Annotated in this window: 15 protein-coding genes; 6 read left to right on the plus strand and 9 right to left on the minus strand. The window is 76.5% G+C overall.

Annotation, left to right across the window (positions count from 1 at the left end; genetic code table 11):
• Positions 1 to 136: 136 nt before the first annotated feature.
• The 3 genes from MY526_RS23830 to MY526_RS23840 all read right to left on the minus strand — a co-directional run bounded on the left by MY526_RS23830 (position 137) and on the right by MY526_RS23840 (position 3,579).
• Entirely contained in the window at positions 137 to 439 is a 303-nt protein-coding gene (locus MY526_RS23830; protein ID WP_436695263.1) for a hypothetical protein, read from the minus strand.
• A 72-nt stretch (positions 440 to 511) separates the two neighbouring features.
• Positions 512 to 2,770: a SpoIIE family protein phosphatase gene (locus tag MY526_RS23835; RefSeq protein WP_436705211.1), complete on the minus strand. Its 2,259-nt coding sequence runs from the start codon at positions 2,768 to 2,770 to the stop codon at positions 512 to 514.
• 11 nt (positions 2,771 to 2,781) lie between these two features.
• Positions 2,782 to 3,579: an alpha/beta fold hydrolase gene (locus MY526_RS23840; protein ID WP_436695261.1), complete on the minus strand. Its 798-nt coding sequence runs from the start codon at positions 3,577 to 3,579 to the stop codon at positions 2,782 to 2,784.
• 212 nt (positions 3,580 to 3,791) lie between these two features.
• Between MY526_RS23840 and MY526_RS23845 the strand changes: the two genes are divergently transcribed.
• A complete protein-coding gene (locus tag MY526_RS23845; protein ID WP_436695260.1) occupies positions 3,792 to 4,514 on the plus strand; it encodes a hemerythrin domain-containing protein in 723 nt (240 codons plus the stop codon).
• Between the two features lie 120 nt (positions 4,515 to 4,634).
• On the opposite strand, the gene MY526_RS23850 is transcribed toward MY526_RS23845, so the two are convergent.
• Positions 4,635 to 4,805, minus strand: a complete 171-nt coding sequence (locus MY526_RS23850; RefSeq protein WP_436695259.1) for a hypothetical protein — start codon at positions 4,803 to 4,805, stop codon at positions 4,635 to 4,637.
• A gap of 212 nt (positions 4,806 to 5,017) precedes the next feature.
• On the opposite strand from MY526_RS23850, the gene MY526_RS23855 reads away from it, so the two are divergent.
• Genes MY526_RS23855 through MY526_RS23865 form a run of 3 tightly spaced genes read left to right on the plus strand, consistent with a single transcriptional unit; the run spans position 5,018 to position 7,470 of the window.
• The gene (locus tag MY526_RS23855) at positions 5,018 to 5,683 is read left to right on the plus strand and encodes a hypothetical protein (protein WP_436695258.1); all 666 of its coding nucleotides are present in this window, start codon (positions 5,018 to 5,020) and stop codon (positions 5,681 to 5,683) included.
• 39 nt (positions 5,684 to 5,722) lie between these two features.
• Positions 5,723 to 6,469, plus strand: a complete 747-nt coding sequence (locus MY526_RS23860; protein WP_436705212.1) for an alpha/beta fold hydrolase — start codon at positions 5,723 to 5,725, stop codon at positions 6,467 to 6,469.
• On the plus strand, positions 6,466 to 7,470 hold the full coding sequence (locus tag MY526_RS23865; RefSeq protein ID WP_436705213.1) for an alpha/beta hydrolase: 1,005 nt from the start codon (positions 6,466 to 6,468) through the stop codon (positions 7,468 to 7,470). The genes MY526_RS23860 and MY526_RS23865 overlap by 4 nt, the downstream gene beginning before the upstream one ends.
• Here MY526_RS23865 and MY526_RS23870 read toward each other — a convergent pair.
• A complete protein-coding gene (locus tag MY526_RS23870) occupies positions 7,456 to 7,773 on the minus strand; it encodes a DUF6191 domain-containing protein (RefSeq protein WP_436695256.1) in 318 nt (105 codons plus the stop codon). The two genes, MY526_RS23865 and MY526_RS23870, sit on opposite strands and share 15 nt — an antisense overlap.
• Before the next feature lie 102 nt (positions 7,774 to 7,875).
• Between MY526_RS23870 and MY526_RS23875 the strand changes: the two genes are divergently transcribed.
• Positions 7,876 to 10,155 (plus strand): HelD family protein, encoded by a 2,280-nt coding sequence (locus MY526_RS23875; RefSeq protein WP_436695255.1) that lies wholly within the window; start codon positions 7,876 to 7,878, stop codon positions 10,153 to 10,155.
• An 81-nt stretch (positions 10,156 to 10,236) separates the two neighbouring features.
• On the opposite strand, the gene MY526_RS23880 is transcribed toward MY526_RS23875, so the two are convergent.
• From MY526_RS23880 to MY526_RS23895, 4 genes are all read right to left on the minus strand, one after another.
• Positions 10,237 to 10,437: a hypothetical protein gene (locus MY526_RS23880; RefSeq protein WP_436695254.1), complete on the minus strand. Its 201-nt coding sequence runs from the start codon at positions 10,435 to 10,437 to the stop codon at positions 10,237 to 10,239.
• Between the two features lie 100 nt (positions 10,438 to 10,537).
• On the minus strand, positions 10,538 to 10,906 hold the full coding sequence (locus MY526_RS23885; RefSeq protein ID WP_436695253.1) for a hypothetical protein: 369 nt from the start codon (positions 10,904 to 10,906) through the stop codon (positions 10,538 to 10,540).
• A 275-nt stretch (positions 10,907 to 11,181) separates the two neighbouring features.
• Positions 11,182 to 12,801, minus strand: a complete 1,620-nt coding sequence (locus tag MY526_RS23890; protein WP_436705214.1) for an SIR2 family NAD-dependent protein deacylase — start codon at positions 12,799 to 12,801, stop codon at positions 11,182 to 11,184.
• A gap of 103 nt (positions 12,802 to 12,904) precedes the next feature.
• Positions 12,905 to 13,522: a hypothetical protein gene (locus MY526_RS23895; RefSeq protein WP_436705215.1), complete on the minus strand. Its 618-nt coding sequence runs from the start codon at positions 13,520 to 13,522 to the stop codon at positions 12,905 to 12,907.
• A gap of 140 nt (positions 13,523 to 13,662) precedes the next feature.
• Between MY526_RS23895 and MY526_RS23900 the strand changes: the two genes are divergently transcribed.
• Positions 13,663 to 14,511, plus strand: a complete 849-nt coding sequence (locus MY526_RS23900; protein WP_436695250.1) for a DUF1206 domain-containing protein — start codon at positions 13,663 to 13,665, stop codon at positions 14,509 to 14,511.
• Positions 14,512 to 14,513 lie beyond the last annotated feature (2 nt).

The following is a 14,513-nucleotide window of genomic DNA, read 5'->3' on the forward strand; positions in this document are numbered from 1 at the left end:
CACCCGCTCGGCCGCCTCCGACCGCGGCGCCGGCGCCAGACTCAACGGACTGCTCATGCGCTGCGACCCCCACGTCGGTGTGGCTGCTGCCTCCTCCGCAGGGTGCCAGAGGGTCGGCCGGCGGGCTTCCCGGGCGTCAGCGCTCGGGGTCCTCCTCGGACGGGCCGCGGGTCAGCTGACGCAGCTCGGAGACGACGTCGGTCGCGACCGTGGTCAGCTGGTTCACCGCACCCGAGACCAGCCGCCGCACCCCTGCGCCGTCCAGACCGAGCAACGAGCCGAACCCGGCGGCGACGTCGACCCCCGGGAACGCCCCGGTGGGGCCGTGCCCCTGCCCGTCGGCCAGCTCCGGCGACCAGCGCATCGCGTCGCCGGACATCGTGATGTCGCCGGTGGCCCCGTCGATGGCGTCGGTCACCGGGTTGGGGGAACGCTCCATGGCCGCCTCCGCGCCGCACGTGCCGTAGCCCGATGGTCGCGCGCGCGGCTGCCCGGCGCCAGGGGCGGCGCGCTACCGCAGCCGGGTGATCGCCAGGAGTGCGACGTCGTCGCCCCGGACGTCGCCGGCGAGCTCCGCCAGCAGTCGGTCGCACAGCTCGTCGGGGTCGGACGTGCCCGCCCGCACCGCGGCGCCCAGCAGCCGCGCGAAGCCCTCGTCGATGTCGGCCACGCGGCTCTCCACCAGGCCGTCGGTGTAGAGCAGCAGCGTGGCACCGCGCGGCAGGATCCCCGCCCACTCCGCCGCCGGGGCCGGCGCCGGCGGGGCGCCCAGCATCCGGCTGGGCCGGACGTCGAGCAGGGCCGCGTCCGTCCCGGCGACCAGCAGCGGCGGGAGGTGCCCGGCCGAGGCCACCCGCAGCTGACCGGTCTCCGGGTCGAGCGTGGCGAACAGCGCCGTCGCCATCCGTTGCAGCCCGAGCAGCGACCAGCCGGCCTGCAGCCGGTCGATGACCGCGCTCGGCGACGGCCGGTCGGCCAGCGCCGCCCGGTAGACGCTGCGCAGCTGCCCCATGACCGCGGCGGCGGTGATGTCGTGGCCGACGACGTCCCCCACCGCCAGCGCGACCTGGTCGCCGGCCAGGGGGACGACGTCGTAGAAGTCGCCGCCGACGTCGGCGCCGCGGCTGGCCGCCAGGTACCGGACGGCGACCGCGAGCCCGGGCACCGGCGGCGGCGCCGGCGGCAGCAGGTTGGCCTGGAGTGTGTGCGACGTCAGCGTCTCCAGCTCCAGCCGCTGCGCCTTGTCCACCACCTGGGCCACCTGCAGGGCGAGCTGCTCGGCGACCTCGATGTCGGCAGGGGTGAACGGCCCGCGCCGCTTGTCGGCCCCGAGGGTCAGGACGCCGAGCGTGCGGCCCTCGGCGATGAGCGGCACGCACACCAGGGCCGTCAGGTCCAGCGACCGGGCGATCTCCAGGTGCCGCGCGTCGGTCGCGATCCGCTGGAGCCACTCGTCGGTCACCTGGCGGATCCACACCGTCCGGCCCTGCCGCATCGCCTGCGCACCCGGGTGCGGATCGCCCCGCTGCGGCAGGTGCCGCTCCTGCAGCTCGGCCATGAGCGGTCCGAGCACCGGGTCACCGTGCCGCGCCGCCGGGCGGGTCAGGCCGTGCTCGCCGGCGAGGTCGATGACGCAGATGTCGGCCAGCCGCGGAACCGCCAGCTCGGCCAGCTGCTCCGCCGTCTGGCTGACGCTCACCGCCGAGGCCATCAGCCGGGACGCGTCGAGCAGGAACGCCGAGCGCCCGGCCTGCCGCGCGGTCTCCTCGAACAGCCGGACGCGCTCGATCGCCTGCCCGGCCTGCCGGCCGATCGTGGCCAGCAGGTCGGCGTCGGCCTTGCCCAGCGTGCCGCGCTGCCCCGGCTCGGCGAGGTCGATCAGCTCGCTCTCCCCCGCCGCCCCCAGCACGAGGACCAGCGCGCCGAGGTGCCGGTTGTCGGCGTTCACCGAGACGACGACCAGCGCCTCCTGCCCGGTGTCGGCCATCGCCCGCGCCAGCCCCGGCCACACCGACCGGACCCCGGCGCCCAGCGGGACGGTGTGCACCCCGCCGCTGCGGACCAGCTCCGCGCCGCCGATCGCCGCCGCCTCCATCTCCCGGAGCAGCTCCTCGGGGATCCCGTCGACGGCGAGCAGTTCGACCGGCGGCAGCGACGGCTCGGGGCGCGCGCTGCCCCGCCGTTCCGTCGCCAGCCACAGCCCCGCGCCGGTCGCGGACACCACCTCCCGGCTGCGGGACACGATCACCTGGCCGACGTCCCGGACAGACGTCGCCGCCGACACCTCGGACACCACCTGCTGCAGCACCCGCGACCGGGCCTCGGACTCCGCGGCCGCGCGCTGGGCGGCGAGCAGCGCCCGCTCGTACCGGCGCCGCGCCGTCGCCTCGAACACCGTCGCCCGCACCAGCACCGGCGCACCCGTCTCGTCGCGCACCTCGACGGCGTTGACCAGGCACGGCAGCAACGTGCCGTCGGCCCGGACGACGTCGAGCGCCACCTCCCGCACCGCGCCCTGCATCCGCAGCAGCGGCGCGAGGTGGGTCTCGTAGAAGGTCTGCCCGCCGATGCTGAGCAGCTCCTGGAACCGGGAGCCGAGCAGGTCCGCGGCGTTCCGGCCGGTCCACTCGCAGAAGGTGCGGTTGACCTTGACCACCCGGCCGTCGGGCAGCGTCGAGAAGTAGCCGCAGGGCGCGTTCTCGTAGAGGTCGGCCGGATCGTCCTCCAGCAGTTCGTCGAGGGCGGGGTCGGTGCGCCCCGGGTCGTCCATGGCGGGGGCCGTCAGGCGGACAGGAAGGCCCGGATGGCCGCCGTCGTCTCCTCCGGCGCCGAGAGGTGCGGGCAGTGCCCGGTCGCGGCGAGCTGGGTGAACACACTGCCGGGCACGTGCTCGTGCACGTACCGGCCGACCACCTCGGACGCGATCGCGTCGGCGCTGCACTGCAGCACGAGGGTGGGGACCCGGACGGTGGGGAGGTCCGCGCGGTTGTCGGAGAGGAAGGTGACGCGGGCGAACTGCCGGGCGATGTCGGGATCGGTGCGGCAGAAGCTGTTGGTCAGCTCCTCGGAGAGCTCGGGCCGCTCGGGGTTGCCCATGATCACTGGCGCCATGGCCGCCGACCAGCCGAGGTGGTTGCTGTCCAGGGACTCCAGGAGCCCGGCGATGTCGGCCCGGGAGAACCCGCCGGTGTAGTCCTCGTCGTCCACGTAGCGGGGGCTGGGGCCGACCATCACCAGCGCCCCGAAGACCTCCGGGGCCCGCGCGGCCGCGAGGACGCCGATCATCGAGCTCACCGAGTGGCCGACGAACACCACGTCGGTCAGCTCGAGCTCGCGGCAGATCTCCACGACGTCGTCGGCGTACCCCTGCAGGGAGCCGTACTTGACCGGGTCGTAGGCCGACAGGTCCGACCGGCCGGAGCCGACGTGGTCGAAGAGGACGACGCGGTGGTCCACCTCGAAGTCCGACGCGATGAACCGCCACATCTCCTGGTCGCAGCCGAACCCGTGGGCGAACAGCATCGGTCGCCCGTCGGGCACCCCGCTCACGCGGACGCGGTTCCGCATGATCGCGCTCACCGGGCGAACGTATCCGTCCGGTACCCCTCCTGTCGCCCTCGGTCGCCACCGCGGCGGCCCGCTGTCCACCGCGCGGTGGACCCGCCGTCCGACCCGGCGGGGATCCCGCGGTGTCCCGCCCCGGGAGGGACGGAAAACCCTGTCGCCCGGGACAGCGGCGTCCCTACGCTCCTCGGCATCCGAGAGCCGAACGACCCGCCACGAGGTGTCTCATGACCGCCGCCGCGGTCCTCCCCCGCCCCACCGCCCCGCCCGTCGACGGCCCGCCCTCGCGCGCCGTCGCCTACCAGCGGGTGGTCCACCAGCTGGTGCGCCGCGAGCTGCGCCTGCTGGCCGACCTGGCCGCCTGGGCGCCGGCCGACGACGTCGACCGCACCCGGACCCTGACCCGTCACGCCGACCTCATGGGCCGGCTGCTCCTCCAGCACCACGCGACCGAGCGCGAGCTGCTGTGGCCGGCGCTGCTGCGCGCCCTGCCGGCCGACCGCGTGGACGCCGCCCGCGAGCGGGTGCAGGACTGGACCGCCCGCGTCGCCGGCCTCGACCACCGGCTGCGCGACCTGTCCACCGCCGCGCGGCAGTGGGCGGTGGCCGAGGCCGCGAGCGCGCGGGACGCCTTCGCGATGGCCTGCCGGGCCCTCGCCGACGCCGTCGACGCGCAGACCGCCGAGGAGGATCGGGAGCTGTTGCCGCTGATCGCGGACCACCTCCCGGCCGAGGCCTGGACGGCGGTCACCCGGGCCGCGCGCCGCACGCTGTCGGCCCGGGAGCAGCTGTTCGTGCTCGGCCTCGCACTCGAGGACGCCTGCCCCGGCGACCGCACCCGGCTGCTCGCGGGCCTCTCACCGGGCACCCGGCTGGCGTGGCGGCTGACCGGCCGCCGTCAGCACCGCGCCGCCGTCGTCCGGCTGCGGGGTGCGCCCCCGGCCCCCTGACCCCCAGGCCCCCGCGGGGTCCCGCCGCGGCCCCGTCCCGGGTCCCGCCCCGAGCCTGCGGACCGGCCCCCTGCAGGGTCCCGCCGCGAGCGTGCGAGCGGTGGTGGGCAGGGGGTCCTTCTAGTAGCGCGACGTGCCGCAGTCGCCGCAGCGCTTGCGCGGCGGCACGGTCTGCCGCAGGCAGTTGGCGCAGGTCCACGGCGTGCGGTCGAGGCGCGGGCGGTTGCGGGACCGCGACGGGCGGCGGGCCTGCCGGTCGGCGGGGGCCCGGTCTGTGGTGATCGTGGTCATGTCTACCTCCTGTGGTGCGCAATCCGACCGTAGGCGGCCGACATGTCGGGGAGGTGACCTGCGGGTTGCCGTCCTGGAGCGGAACCCGCACCGCTCCTAGAGGTGCTGCAAGCGGTCGTCCAAGTGCCGCCCCAGCGCCCCGCCAGCGCCCGGCGGGAGCGTCCTCGCAGCGAGCCGGACCGCCGGCTCCCCCACCCGAGGAGGCACCCGCCATGACCCTGACCCGCACCCTGCTGCGCACCGCCGTCCCGGTCGCCGCCGTCGCGACCGTCCTCGCCGGCGCCGGCACCGCGTCGGCCTCGTCCGTGGCGTTCACCGCCTACGACACCGACGGCAACGGCTACGCCGACGGCTACGGCTTCGACGACGACGGGGACGGCTACGAGGACACCTGGGCCATCGACTGGGACGAGGACGGCGTCGCCGAGCAGATCACCGTCGACACCGACCTCGACGGCTGGGCCGACACCTTCGCTTTCGACAGCGACGAGGACGGCTACGTCGAGGAGGTCGGCGTCGACACGACCTACAACGGGCTGCCCGACGTGTGGGGCGCCGACGCCGACCTCGACGGGTACGTGGACGCCTACGCCCACGACGTGGACGACGACGGCTACGCCGACTACTCCGAGCCCGCGGCGACCGCCGGCTACGCGTACGCGACGGTGACCGTCGTCCTCGCCCAGGCCGGCGGCTGGACGTACTGGGAGGTCGGGTACGAGTACGGCTACAGCACGCTGACCTCCGCCGACCGGGCCGACGACGGCATCGCGACCCTCACCGGCAGTGAGAAGCTGGGCGCCGCGACGTCCACCGACGCCGACCTCCCCGGTGACGCCGTCGCCGACGTCCTGCACGGGCTGGCCGGGTTGTTCTGACCGGCGATGAGTCCCGGCTCCCCCGGCGGTCGGAACGGTGTGACCGCGACCTTCGTCCTCGTGCCCGGAGCCGGCGGGCAGGCCTGGTACTGGCACCGGCTGGTGCCCGAGCTGGAGCGCCGGGGCGCCACCGCCGTCCCGGTCGAGCTGCCCGCCGGCGACGACTCCGCCGGGCTCGACCGGTACACGCGGACGGTGGTCGAGGCGCTCGACGGAGCCCGGGACGGGCCGCTGGCCGTCGTCGGCCAGTCGATGGGTGCGCTCACCGCGCCGCTGGTCTGCCGCGCCACCCGGGTCGACCTGCTGGTGCTGCTGAACGCGATGGTCCCTCGACCGGGCGAGAGCGGCGGCGAGTGGTGGACGGCGACCGGGCAGGCCCGGGCGCGGGAGGAGGCGGCGCGCGAGCACGGCTGGCCCTACGACCCCGAGGACCTCGGCGACACCTTCACCCACGACGTGCCGCCCGAGGTGCTGGCCACCGGGCCTCCGGAATTCGCCCAGTCGGGGACGCCGTTCGCCGAGCCGTGGCCGCTGGACCGCTGGCCCGACGTCCCGACCCGTGTCCTGGCCGGCCGCGACGACCGCTTCTTCCCCCTCGCCTTCCAGCGGCGGATCGCCGCCGAGCGGCTGGGACTGCCGGTCGACGAGGTCCCCGGCGGGCACCTGGTCGCGCTCAGCCGCCCGGCCGAGCTCGCCGACCGGCTGGTGGCCCACCTCGACGGGAGGGGACCAGGATGGCCGACGACGGCCGCTCCGCCGTCGTCCCCAGCGCAGGAGGTCCCGTGACCCTGACGTCGCCGTCCGCCGGTCCCGCCGCGGAGATCGGCCCGCCGCCCCCGTTCGACCCGGAGTGCGCGGTCGCGCTGGAGCAGTTCGCGGAGGTGTTCTCCACGCCCCTGACCGCGGAGATGATCCCGGTGCTCCGGCAGGGCGAGCTCATGCCGCGGCCGACCGACGACGACCTGCGCCGCGGCGGCGCCTTCACCATCGAGGAGCGCGCGGTCCCCGGGCCCGCGGGCGCCCCGGACGTCTCGCTGCTGATCTGCCGCCCCACCGCCGCGACCGGGCCGACCCCGGCGATCTACTCCACCCACGGCGGCGGCATGATCGCCGGCGACAACCGCTCCGGGGTCCTCGGCATGGTCGAGCACGCCGAGGAGCTGGGCGCGGCGGTCGTGTCGGTCGAGTACCGGCTGGCCCCCGAGACGCCGCACCCCGGCCCCGTCGAGGACTGCTACGCCGGGCTGGTCTGGACCGCGGAGCACGCCGGCGAGCTGGGCATCGACCCGGACCGGATCGTGCTGAGCGGGGGCAGCGCCGGCGGGGGCCTGGCCGCGGCGCTGGCCCTCCTGTCCCGTGACCGCGGCGGCCCGGCCCTGGCCGGGCAGCTGCTGATGTGCCCGATGCTCGACGACCGCAACGACACCGTCTCGTCCCACCAGATGGCCGGCCTCGGCGTGTGGGACCGCACCGCCAACGACACCGGCTGGACGGCGCTGCTCGGCGACGCCCGCGGCGGTCCCGACGTCTCCCCCTACGCCGCCCCGGCGCGGGCCACCGACCTGTCCGGCCTGCCACCGGCGTTCATCGACGTCGGCTCCGCGGAGACCTTCCGCGACGAGGACGTCGAGTACGCCACCCGCATCTGGCAGGCGGGGGGCCGCGCGGAGCTGCACGTGTGGCCCGGCGGCTTCCACGGCTTCGACGGGTTCGCCCCCGACGCGACCATCTCCCGGGAGGCGCGCGCGGCCCGGCTGGACTGGCTGCGCCGGCTACTGGCGGGCTGAGCGCCCCACCACGAGCACGGCGACGCCGCCGGCCAGGTCCACGGTGCTGGTCGGCGGCGCGCCGTCCTCGACGTCGACCCGCCTGGTCTCCTGGATGCGCTGCTGCTCCAGGTCGACCGCCCGGCCCGGGGCGAGTGCGGCGGAGAAGACGTCCAGTCCGCCGGCCGCCAGCGCGTGCCGCTCCCGCCGCGTGACCGGGCTGCGCCGGCCCAGCCGGGACCACAGCTGCTCCGCCGCCGCGAGCGCGACGAGGAGCAGCACCAGGCCCGGGAGGGTCAGCGCGACGAGCAGCCCGGCACCCATGGAACGAGCGTAGGCGGGGCGGCGCGCCGCACATCGGGGAATGCGGGGGCACCATGGACGTTCGTCTGTTGCCGCAGACGGACGCCGACAGGAAGACGTGCAGTGCCGACGACGCAGCCCGATGTCGTTCCCCACCCCGAGATCGACGCCGAACAGCAGTACGTCGAGGAGCTCTACGGCCGCCTCGACGCCGCCCGCGACCTCGCCAGCCGGCGGCTCCGGCAAGCCATCTCCTGGCCCGCGGTCGACCCGCAGGCGCTGCAGGAGCGCGACGCCACCGTGCGGTTCCAGACCGAGCGGGTCACCGCGCTGGACGCCGCCGAGGCCGGCCTGTGCGTCGGCCGGATCGACCGCACCGACGACGGCCCGCTCTACATCGGCCGGATCGGGCTGGCCGCCGACGACGCCGGCGGCGACCCCGCCCTGGTCGACTGGCGCGCACCGGCCGCCCGGCCCTTCTACACCGCCACCCCGGTGCACCCGCTGGGCGTGTCCCGGCGCCGGCACATCCGCACCCGCGGCCGCCGGGTGGTCCGGCTGGACGACGAGGTGCTCACCGGCGGGGTCGCCACCTCCGGCCTGACCGGCGAGGCGGCGCTGATGGCGGCCCTCGACACCGCCCGCACCGGCCGGATGACCGACATCGTCCGCACCATCCAGGCCGAGCAGGACCGGATCATCCGCGCCGACGACCGCGGCGTCCTCGTCGTCCAGGGCGGCCCCGGCACCGGCAAGACCGCCGTCGCCCTGCACCGCGCGGCCTACCTGCTCTACACCCACCGCGAGCGGCTGGCCCGCCGCGGCCTGCTCGTCGTCGGCCCGACGCCGACCTTCCTCCGCTACATCGCCGACGTGCTGCCCTCCCTCGGCGAGACCGGCGTACTGCTGGCCGGGCTGGGTCAGCTGCGTCCCGGCCTCGACGCCCGCGGGGTGGAGTCGCCCGAGACGGCCGCGGTCAAGGGCCGGCTGGAGATGGTGGAGGTGCTGGCGCGGGCGGTCGCCGACCGGCAGGTCGTGCCCGAGCGCCCGCGCGAGGTGACCATCGAGGGCTACGTCCTCCGGCTGCGCCCGATCGACGTCACCCGGGCGCAGAACGCCGCCCGCAAGGCCGACCGGCTGCACAACCTGGCCCGCCCGCACTTCGCCCGCCGGATCGTCGACCTCCTCACCAAGCGGTACGCCGAGCGGCTCGGTGCCGACCTGCTCGACCGCGAGGACCTGTCCGCGCTGCGCAAGGAGGTCGCCGAGGACCACGCCGTCCGCGGGCTGGTGGAGGAGCTGTGGCCGGTGCTGACCCCGGAGCGGCTGCTCCGCGACCTCTACGGCGACCCCGCCCGCGTCGCCCGCGCCACCCCGGGGTGGGACGACGAGACGCGGGCGCTGCTGCACCGCCGGCACGGGGCGGCGTGGACGCCCGGCGACGTCCCCCTGCTGGAGGAGGCCGAGGAGCTGCTCGGCTTCGACGACAGCGCCCAGCGCGCCCGCGAGGAGCGGGACCGCCGGCGCCGGCTGGCCGAGGCGCAGGAGACCCTCGACGTGCTGCACGGCTCGCGGTCCATCGACCTGGAGGACGAGCACCTCGAGGCCGAGGTGCTCAGCGCCGGCGACCTCATCGGCGCCGAGGAGCTGGCCGAGCGGCAGCGGGCGGTCGACACCCGCACCACCGCCGAGCGGGCCGCCGCCGACCGCACCTGGACCTTCGGCCACGTCGTCGTCGACGAGGCGCAGGAGCTCTCGCCGATGGCCTGGCGGCTGCTGGTCCGCCGCTGCCCGACCCGGTCGATGACCGCCGTCGGCGACCTCGCCCAGACCGGGACGCTCGCCGGGGCGTCGGCGTGGGCGGACACCCTGGAGCCGCACGTCGGCGCGGCGTGGCGGCTGGAGGAGCTGACCGTCAACTACCGCACCCCGGCGGAGATCATGGCCGTCGCGGCCGACGTGCTGGCCGCCGGCGGCACCGGTGCCACGGCGCCGCGGTCGGTCCGGCCCGGCACCGCCGCGCCCTGGGCCGAGGTGACCGCCGCCGGCGCGCTGGCCGGCCGGGTCGCGGAGGTGGCCGCGGAGTGGGCGGCGCACGAGGGCACCACCGCCGTCGTCGTCCCCGCCAGCCGGGTCGCCGAGCTGGCCGCCGCGGTCGCGACGCGGGTGGACGGCGTCTCCTCCGGCCCGGACGCCGACTCGACGCTGGGCCCGGTGGTGATCACGCCGACCGAGGCGAAGGGCCTGGAGTTCGACGCGGTGCTCGTCGTCGACCCGCAGGGGGTGCTCGACGAGGGGGTGCGCGGCCACAACGACCTGTACGTGGCGCTCACCCGCGCCACCCAGCGGCTCGGCGTCCTCTCCCCCGGCCCGCTGCCCGAGGAGCTCACCCGCCTCGCCTGAATCGGCCCCCGCGGGGCAGAAATGGCCATGTCGGCCCCTCGGAGGGCGGGCCGGGGCCGGGTCAGTGCCGGCGGCGCGGGGTCAGTGCCGGCGGCGCCGGGACATCAGCGCGGCCGCCTCGTGCAGGCCGGCCATCGCGGCGGCGACCAGCAGCGCCAGTGCGCCGATCCCGACGAGGGTGACGCTGTGCATGGAGGAGACGTCGAGCTCCGACCACACCAGGCCGACGACCAGTGCGGCCAGACCGACGATCGCGGTCAGCGGTGCCAGCACCCTGCTCATCGGTGTTCTCCCCCTCCACAGCCGGTCCCGATCAGACCACGGCCGGCCGGCGGCCAGGACCGCCTCCCGCGCGCCCGTTGCGGAGCGCGACCGGCCGGTCTCAGGAGGTGCCGCGCACGTCGACCACCACGCCGTCAGCCGGCCGGGCCGGGATCCGCCGCAGCGAGATGGTGAGGTCCTGCTCGGGGACGTCGACGTGCAGCCGGGCCAGCCGGACGGCGAGCGCGGACAGTGGGACAACGGTGGTTGGTGCGCGGGTCAGCACCACGCGGGCCTCCTCGAGGAGCACGATGCGGCCCTGGCGGACCCAGCCCGGGACGGCGGCGTCCCACGCGGTGGTGGCGCAGTCGACCAGCGGGCCGGTGCGGGCGGCGTCCATGAGCGGCGCGACGAACAGCGCCTTGCGCACCCGGTGCTCGTGGCCGTCGAGGGTGTGCACCGCGCCCGTGCCGAACAGGGTGGCCTGCACCGGCTCGGGGATGGCGTGCGCGCGGCGGACGTGGTCCTCGTCGTAGAGGAAGCGGGCGGCGTCGGGACCCTCGATGCCGAACGCCGCCCCCCCAGCCGGGTCGGCACGGTGCGCCGGCCCAGCGCCCGGCGCTTGTCCGGCAGCCAGGCACAGCCCTGGGTGAGCAGCCGGACGGTGTCGTCGAGGCGGGGACGGCGCATGGGAGGGCCCTGCCCAGCCCCGAGGCCCCGGTAACCGCGGGCTGTGGAGGGCAGAAATGGCCATTCCTGCCCTGGTCAGCCGGGGCGCTGGCGCTGCAGCCGGTCGTCGACCCGGTCGGTGGCCCCGTCGGCCGGCGCCTGCTCCTCCGCGCAGGTCCGCGAGCCGAGCCGCCGCAACAGGGCGGCGACCTCGCCGGTGGCCGAGGTGCTCGCCCGCGCCGGCATCGCCCGCTCCACCTCGCCCAGCGCCTCGGCCAGCGCCCGCTCCTCGTCGTTGAGCAGGCCCCGGTAGGCCGGGTCGAGCAGGTACCCCGTCGGCGGGGTGGACAGGCAGACGATCAGGTCGAGCACCACCTCGAGGAGGCGGGCCGCCTCGGCCGGCTGGGTGTCCGCGGGCGCCATCGCGACCGTCTCGACGTCCTGCTCCCACAGCCGGGCGCGGGCGGGGTCCTCGCGCAGGGTGAGCACGGTGCCGCTGCGTCGCCGCGGCTCGGTCCCCGGGCTCGGGATCGCGCTGCGCACCTGGTGGGCGATGCGGATGAGGTCGTCGTCCTGCATCGAGGTGCCGACGAAGAGCACGTGCCGGGTGAGCAGCAGCGAGTGCAGCACGCCGGCCAGCGCCGCCCGCGAGTCGCCGAACTGCAGGTACTCCTCGCGGGTCAGGACGACGCTCTCCGGGTGGGCGGCGTCGCCGTGCAGCTTCAGCAGCCACGGCCGGCCGGGGACGGCGTCGTCGAAGGGCAGCACCGACAGCTCGCGGCCGATGTCGGCGGCGGCGAGCTCGACCAGCGGGTCGTAGTTCGTGGTGACGAGTTCCTGCACCGGCAGGTCGGCGAGCAGCGCGTGCGCGAGCGCGTAGCGCCCGGGCCCGAACCGCTCCTTGACGAAGGCCTCCAGCTGCTCGCGGCCCAGCTCCCGGGCCAGCAGGGCCGCGGCGTCCTGGGCCGGCAGCCGGGTCAGCCCCGCCCGCAGGGCGCCGTCCAGCCCGGAGCGCTCGGCCAGCTCGTCGAGCAGCTGCTCCCAGGTGGGCAGCCCCGCCGCGGCGCTCACCCCCGCGCCGACGAACGCGGCCAGCTGCCCGCGGCGGGCCCGCTCGCCGAGGTCCTCGGCCAGCTCCCGCAGGTGCCCGGGCAGGTGCCAGCCGTCCTCCTCGCCGCGGCGCACCCGCTGGGCCGCAGCCAGGTCGCTGGGCCCGCGCAGCACCAGCGCGACGTCGAAGCCGTGCTCGCCGGCGGCCTCGCGCAGCACCGGCAGCAGCTGCTGCAGGAGCGTGCCGCGCCGCCCGGCCGCCCCGCCCCAGCCGGTTCCCAGGGCCGGCAGCGCGACCAGCCGGCGGGCCCGGCCGTGCACCGGCCGGCGCACCTCCCGCCGGGCGACCGCGGCCAGCGCCTGCCGGGCGCCGTCGAGCAGCCACGGCAGGGTGCCGTCGGAGTCGGGCCCGTGGTCCGCGCCGTCGACGGTGTCGACCAGCCAGAGCCTCGGGGAGGCGTCCCCGGGCACCTCGAGCACCCGCTGCTCGCCGTTCCAGCGGAGGTCGAGACAGAGGCCGTCGGAGTCCTCGCTGGTGACCAGCTCCGACGGCAGGAGCTCCCGCCATCCGGCGGTCACCCGCAGCGCCCGGTCGGTCGGCACCAGGACGTCGTCGCACACCAGCCGGCGGAGGTCGGCGCCGACGACGAAGACGTGTCCGCTCACGCAACCGGGGGTTCCCCGCTCCGACCACCGGGTAACCGGAACGACACCGCCCGTTCCGGGCGGCACCGGTGGGGGCCGGGGCGGCACCGGTGGGGGCCCGGGCTCAGCCCAGGGCGCCGCAGCCGCCGGCGCCGCACGCGCAGCCGGCGCACCCCGCGGGGCGGGCCGCTGCGGGCGGCTGCGCGGACAGGGTGCGCAGGTTGGCCGCGCCCACGAGGACGAACACCCCCAGCAGGCCGACGCCGAGCGCCGCGACCACCGCCGCGCCGTCGGCGGCGCGGGCCCAGGTGGTCATGACGCCGGTGACCGCGAGCAGCCCGGTGACCAGGCCCCACCACACCAGCGCGGCCTGGCCGCTGCGGCGCACCGCTCCACCGCGACGCAGCAGCAGCAGTGCCCCGGTCAGCAGCCCGGCCGGGACGCCGGCCAGCAGCACCCAGCCGGCGAGACCGCCCGCTCCCAGGGCGACGACGACCGCGGCCAGCCCGGCCGCGACCAGGGCGGCACCGGGCCCGCGCGTCCCCGAGCGGGCGAGCAGCGCGCCCCGCCCGGCGACCAGCGCACCGACCACGCCCAGCAGCAGCCGCGGGCCGCCCTCCCAGAACACCGCGACGACCGCGACGACGAGCAGCGCCGCCCCGCCTGCCACCCACCGGGGCCACGCCCGGCGGGCCGCCTCCGGGGTCGTCTGCGCCGTCAACACCGCTCCCGCGTCCACCACGGGAGCCAGTGTCCCTCACCGCCGGCCGGTGGCCGCCCCGGCGCCGGGCGAGCGCCGCCACCCCCGCGCCGACCAGCGGCGGAGCCCGCGCTGTGCGACGCTGATCATTCCCACGGGGTGGGAATGGAGAGGAGCCGGCCATGAGCGATCGACGGACGACCGGGTCGGCCGCGGGGGCGGCCGACCGGGCGGGCAACAGCGACGCCCTCGAGCACCTGGCCCGGGTGGGCCTCATCGCGTACGGCGTGGTGCACATGTTGATCGCCTGGCTGGCGCTGCAGCTGGCCTGGGGCGGCGGTGGCCAGTCGGCCGACCAGTCCGGCGCGCTGGCCACGCTGTCCGAGCAGCCGCTGGGCAAGCCGCTGCTGTGGGTGCTCGCCATCGGGCTGATCGCCCTGGCCGTCTGGCAGCTCGCCGAGGTGCTGCGCTGGCGCAGCGGCCTGTCGGCGTCCGGCGACGCGCGGAAGAAGGCGGTCACCAAGATCGTCAAGTCGGTGGCGAAGGCGATCACGTACGCCGCGCTGGCCGTGCTGGCGATCCGCTTCGCCAGCGGTGGCGGGCAGTCCTCCTCGTCCTCGCAGCAGCAGCAGACCGCCGGCGTCTTCGGCTGGCCGGGCGGGCGGTGGCTGGTCGGCCTCATCGGGCTCGTCGTCATCGGGGTCGGCGTCTACCTCGTCTACAAGGGCGTGTCGAAGCGCTTCCTCAAGCAGATCGACCTCGCCGAGGCCCCGCCCCGCACCCGGGACCTCGTGGAGAAGCTCGGCCTGATCGGGTTCCCGGCCAAGGGCGTCGCACTCGCCCTGGTCGGTGGACTGCTGGTCTACGCCGCGATCACCTACGACCCGGCCAAGGCCAGCGGCCTGGACGGCGCCCTGCGCACCGTCCTCGAGGCACCTTTCGGCCGGGTGCTGCTGACGCTGGTCGCGCTCGGCATCGCCGCGTTCGGCGCCTTCTGCTTCGTCCGGGCCCGCTACCCCGAGCGCACCTGAGC

This window comes from Geodermatophilus sp. CPCC 205761 (assembly GCF_051383655.1).
GTDB lineage: Bacteria > Actinomycetota > Actinomycetes > Mycobacteriales > Geodermatophilaceae > Geodermatophilus.

What these genes read in the sequence shown, in the direction of transcription:
- MY526_RS23855 (WP_436695258.1), top strand. Translation starts at nt 5,018, where the DNA reads ATGACCCTGACCCGCACCCTGCTGCGCACCGCCGTCCCGGTCGCCGCC.
- MY526_RS23835 (WP_436705211.1), bottom strand. Translation starts at nt 2,770, where the DNA reads ATGGACGACCCGGGGCGCACCGACCCCGCCCTCGACGAACTGCTGGAG.
- MY526_RS23870 (WP_436695256.1), bottom strand. Translation starts at nt 7,773, where the DNA reads ATGGGTGCCGGGCTGCTCGTCGCGCTGACCCTCCCGGGCCTGGTGCTG.
- MY526_RS23830 (WP_436695263.1), bottom strand. Translation starts at nt 439, where the DNA reads ATGGAGCGTTCCCCCAACCCGGTGACCGACGCCATCGACGGGGCCACC.
- MY526_RS23850 (WP_436695259.1), bottom strand. Translation starts at nt 4,805, where the DNA reads ATGACCACGATCACCACAGACCGGGCCCCCGCCGACCGGCAGGCCCGC.
- MY526_RS23900 (WP_436695250.1), top strand. Translation starts at nt 13,663, where the DNA reads ATGAGCGATCGACGGACGACCGGGTCGGCCGCGGGGGCGGCCGACCGG.
- MY526_RS23880 (WP_436695254.1), bottom strand. Translation starts at nt 10,437, where the DNA reads ATGAGCAGGGTGCTGGCACCGCTGACCGCGATCGTCGGTCTGGCCGCA.
- MY526_RS23845 (WP_436695260.1), top strand. Translation starts at nt 3,792, where the DNA reads ATGACCGCCGCCGCGGTCCTCCCCCGCCCCACCGCCCCGCCCGTCGAC.